This is a genomic window from Streptomyces sp. NPDC002790, assembly GCF_040295505.1.
Taxonomy (GTDB): domain Bacteria; phylum Actinomycetota; class Actinomycetes; order Streptomycetales; family Streptomycetaceae; genus Streptomyces.
On sequence record NZ_JBEOVM010000216.1, the window covers coordinates 1 to 4,402 of the forward strand.

The window sequence follows — 4,402 nt, forward strand, 5'->3', positions numbered from 1 at the left end:
GGGGCTTGATTTGCCCGGGCCCCGCCGGCGATTGAGGCGATCAAGCCCCTGCGGCGATTGAGCAGCGGGGTCCGGGGCGGAGCCCCGAGGCGGAGGAACCGGCGACCGCAACCCGGGGACCGGCTCGCCGGCGCGGAGTGGTTACGCCGTGAGGCGGGCGACGGCCTCGGCGACCGTCAGTTCTTCGCGTTCGCCCGTGCGGCGGTCCTTGAGTTCCACGACGCCGTCGGCGCTGCGGCGGCCCGCGACCAGGATCTTCGGGACGCCGATCAGTTCGGAGTCGGTGAACTTCACGCCGGGCGAGATGCCGGGGCGGTCGTCGACGAGGACGCGGACGCCCGCCGCCGCCAGCTTGTCGGAGACCTCGAGGGCCAGCTCCGTCTGGAGCGCCTTGCCGGCCGCCACCACGTGGATATCCGCCGGGGCGATCTCCTCCGGCCAGATCAGGCCCTTGTCGTCGGCGTGCTGCTCGGCGAGCGCCGCCACCGCACGCGAGACGCCGATGCCGTACGAGCCCATGGTGACGCGGACCGGCTTGCCGTTCTGGCCGAGGACGTCGAGCTGGAACGCGTCCGCGTACTTGCGGCCGAGCTGGAAGATGTGGCCGATCTCGATGGCGCGGTCCAGCTTGAGGCCCGTGCCGCAGACGGGGCAGGGGTCGCCCTCCTGGACGACGACCACGTCGACGTACTCGGAGACCTCGAAGTCGCGGCCCGCGACGACGTTCCTCGCGTGCACGCCGTCCTGGTTGGCGCCGGTGATCCACGCGGTGCCGGGGGCGACCCGCGGGTCGGCGATGTAGGTGACCTTCTCCAGGCCCTGCGGCCCCACGTAACCGCGGACCAGGTCATCGCGGCCCTCGAAGTCCTCGGCCGTGACCAGCTCGACTGTGGCGGGCGCGAAGTGGGCCTCGACCTTGCCCATGTCGACCTCGCGGTCACCGGGGACGCCCACGGCGACGATCTCGCCGTCGACCTTCACGAGGAGGTTCTTGAGGGTCGCGGAGGCCGGGACCTCCATGTACGCAGCGAGCGTCTCGATGGTCGGTGTGTCGGGGGTGGGGACCTCGACGAGCGCGGGCACGCCCTCCGCGTCGACCGCCTTCACGGCGAAGCCGACGGCCTCGGTGTTAGCGGCGTAGTCGCAGGCGGGGCAGTCCGCGAAGGTGTCCTCGCCGGCCGCGGCCGGGGCCAGGAACTCCTCCGACTTCGAGCCGCCCATCGCGCCGGCCGTCGCCGCGCAGATCCGGTAGTCGAGGCCGAGGCGCTCGAAGATGCGCTGGTAAGCGGCGCGGTGCAGGCCGTACGACTCGGCCAGGCCCTCGTCGGAGAGGTCGAAGGAGTACGAGTCCTTCATCTGGAACTCGCGACCGCGCAGGATGCCGGCGCGGGGGCGGGCCTCGTCGCGGTACTTGGTCTGGATCTGGTAGAGGATCACCGGCAGGTCCTTGTAGGACGTGCACTGGTCCTTGACCAGCTGGGTGAAGATCTCCTCGTGGGTCGGGCCGAGCAGGTAGTCGCCGCCCCTGCGGTCCTGGAGACGGAACAGCTCCGCGCCGTACTCCTCCCAACGCCCGGTCGCCTCGTAGGGCTCCTTGGGCAGGAGGGCGGGCAGCAGGACCTCCTGGCCGCCGATGGCGTCCATCTCCTCGCGGATGACGCGCTCGACGTTCGCGTAGACCCGCCGGCCGAGCGGCAGCCAGGACCAGACACCGGCGGCGGTGCGGCGCACGAAACCGGCGCGGACCAGCAGCTTGTGGCTGAGGACTTCGGCGTCCGCCGGGTCGTCGCGCAGTGTCTTCACCATCAAGCGGGACATGCGCTGGACCTGGACCTTGGCCATGATTCTTGACTCCTGCGACTGGGGGTCCCCCCTGCTCGAACGTAGTTGAGAGCTTGGGGGCGGGTGATGTCAGGAGGTTAGCCGGGCCGTGGGCGCGGCCGGAAATCGGTCTCAGGGCCGGCGCCTGAGCGGCAGGGGCGCGCCCATCACCGCGTACGGCCGCGGGGCGCTCGGGAACAGCACCTGTCGGGCCAGATCCTCGTAGCCGAGCGAGTGGTAGAGGCCGCGGGCCGGGCTGTCGAAGTCGATCGCGGAGAGGATCGAGCGGGGCTGGGTGGCGCCGTCGGTGATCGCCGTGATGAGCGCCCGGCCGATGCCCCGGTTCTGGTAGCCGGGGTGCACGTGCAACTCCGTGATCACGAAGGAGTCGTCGAGCCAGTGGTCCTCGCCGCCGGACCGCAGATACGGCTCGACGACGGTGGACCACCAGTGGGTGCGGTCGTTCGGCATCCCGTACACGAACCCGACGAGTCTGCCGGATTCCGTCGTGGCGCCGAGGGCACGGGCCCCCGGGTACGTGATGTGCCGCAGCACGATCTGCCGGCGGACGGCGATCTCGTCGTCGCTGAGCCCGAACGCGTATGCCTGCACGGCGAGCGCCTCGTCGACACGGCTGCGCAGGTCCAGGGGGCCGATGGTGACGGCGCGGTCGTCCGTGCGGTTCCGGTGCGGCATGCGGGGAGGGTACCCCGAGGAGCGGTCGGCAGTACGGGCGACCGGGACGGGTGAACAAAGCCGGTCAGGCGATTGAAGGGCCTTCCGCACCGGCGCGGAAGGCCGGGAGCTTCTCGCCCGCCTCGACGGGCAGGTGGAGACGGTTCTGCCGCGGCGGCATCGGACAGTTGTACTGATCGGAGAAGCCGCACGGGGGAACGAAGGCCCGGTTGAAGTCGAGGCGCACCCGGCCCTCGCCGGTGTGCTCCACGAAGAGGAAGCGGCCGGCGCCGTAGGTGCTGTCGCCGTTCGTGGGGTCGCCGAAGACGAGGAGGAGGGTGCCGTCGTCGTCGAACGCAGAGAGCGTGTAGTCGGTGCCGTCGACGGTCAGGGCGATGTCGCCGGGGACGACCTTCTCGCGGGTGCCGCCGTTGTCCCGCAGATGCTCGAAGGAGACGGTGCGGGCGCCCTCGACGGGCGTGTACGTGGCGTCGAGGACCCAGGACGGGTCGTACGCGAAGGCGTCGACGCTCTCGAAGTGCTGGATCGCCGGGGAGTTCGCGTCCCAGAGGCGCAGGCCGTGCTCGGGGGCGCCGGTGACCATGTCGGTGCGCTCCAGGGCCGTCACGGTGACGGTGCCGGGCTGCCCCGCGCGGGCCGCGTCGAGGTCGGGGGTCTCACCGGGCGGAAGCCAGCAGGTCTCGACGAGGGCGAGGTTGCCGGTGGGGGCGGTGAGGGAGCGGTGCCGGTCGGCACGCCATTCCTGCCAGGCGGTTATGCCGGAACCGGGAGCAGACATCGTGAGACACACCTACAAGTCAGTGGAGCTTGAACAGAAGCTTGAACAAATTTCCGCAGGACTGCCTAGAACAGCACGCTCATGAACGCCCCGACCTCCTCGAATCCCACGCGTCGGTACGCGGCGCGGGCCGGGGTGTTGAAGTCGTTGACGTAGAGGCTGACCACGGGGGCGACGTCGGCGAGCGCGTAGCGCAGGACCGCGGCCATGCCGGGGGCGGCGAGGCCCAGGCCCCGGTACTCGGGGGCCACCCATACGCCCTGGATCTGGCAGACCTGCTCGGTCGCGGCGCCGATCTCCGCCTTGAAGGCGACCTTGCCGTGCTCGTCGAGGCGGGCGAACGAGCGGCCCGAGCCGACCAGTTCGGCCACCCGCGCCTGGTACAGCAGGCCGCCGTCACCGGCCATCGGGGAGATGCCGACCTCTTCGGTGAACATCGCCACGCACGCGGGCATGATCGTGTCCATCTCGTCCTTGCGGACGCGGCGGATGTACGGGTCGGGGGTGACGTCCGTGGGCATCCGGTCCGTCACCATCAGCGGCTGCTGGGGGCGGATCTCGCGGGCCGGCCCCCAGCCCGGTTCGAGCAGCTGCCACAGGAGGGCGGTGGGCTCCGCCGGGCCGACGATGGAGGAGCAGCGGCGTCCTGCCCTGCGGGCGCGGTCGGCGAAGCCGCGGATGGCGCGGTCGGTCGCGCAGATCGGGACGAGGTTGGCGCCCGCGTAGCACAGGGATTCCAGCATCCCGTCCTCGTACCAGCCCCACATCTCGCCGCCGAGCCGCCACGGGTCGAGGCCGGCGACCCGGACCCTGGCCGTCACGAAGGCGTTCGCGACGGGCTCGCGGTCGAGGACGGCGAGCGCTGCGTCGAGGTCACTCGGTTCGAGCACCCGAGTGGTGGTCTGAGTCAACACGTGCGGAGGGGCCTCACCAGATGGGCTACTGATCTCCGCACTGTACCTGGCGCTCCGCGGGTGTGGCGGGTCGACGTTTGGCCCATCCGCCTGGGGCGCCCCGCGGGGGTCGTTCACGTGTCCGGTCCACGTCGGCGACTGCCGGTCGCGCCGTTGGTCCCGGTCCGCGCAGTTCCCCGCGCCCCTTATAGGG

The 4,402-nt window shown here is 71.2% G+C and carries 4 protein-coding genes; all 4 read right to left on the bottom strand.

The features are described from left to right. Positions 1 to 141 precede the first annotated feature (141 nt). The gene (locus ABT004_RS36010) at positions 142 to 1,842 is read right to left on the bottom strand and encodes a proline--tRNA ligase (protein ID WP_351345969.1); all 1,701 of its coding nucleotides are present in this window, start codon (positions 1,840 to 1,842) and stop codon (positions 142 to 144) included. A gap of 111 nt (positions 1,843 to 1,953) precedes the next feature. Continuing rightward, positions 1,954 to 2,517: a GNAT family N-acetyltransferase gene (locus ABT004_RS36015; protein WP_351345972.1), complete on the bottom strand. Its 564-nt coding sequence runs from the start codon at positions 2,515 to 2,517 to the stop codon at positions 1,954 to 1,956. A gap of 64 nt (positions 2,518 to 2,581) precedes the next feature. After that, positions 2,582 to 3,295: a DUF1684 domain-containing protein gene (locus ABT004_RS36020; RefSeq protein WP_351345975.1), complete on the bottom strand. Its 714-nt coding sequence runs from the start codon at positions 3,293 to 3,295 to the stop codon at positions 2,582 to 2,584. Positions 3,296 to 3,360: 65 nt separating this feature from the next. After that, entirely contained in the window at positions 3,361 to 4,209 is an 849-nt protein-coding gene (locus ABT004_RS36025) for a GNAT family N-acetyltransferase (RefSeq protein WP_351345978.1), read from the bottom strand. Positions 4,210 to 4,402 lie beyond the last annotated feature (193 nt).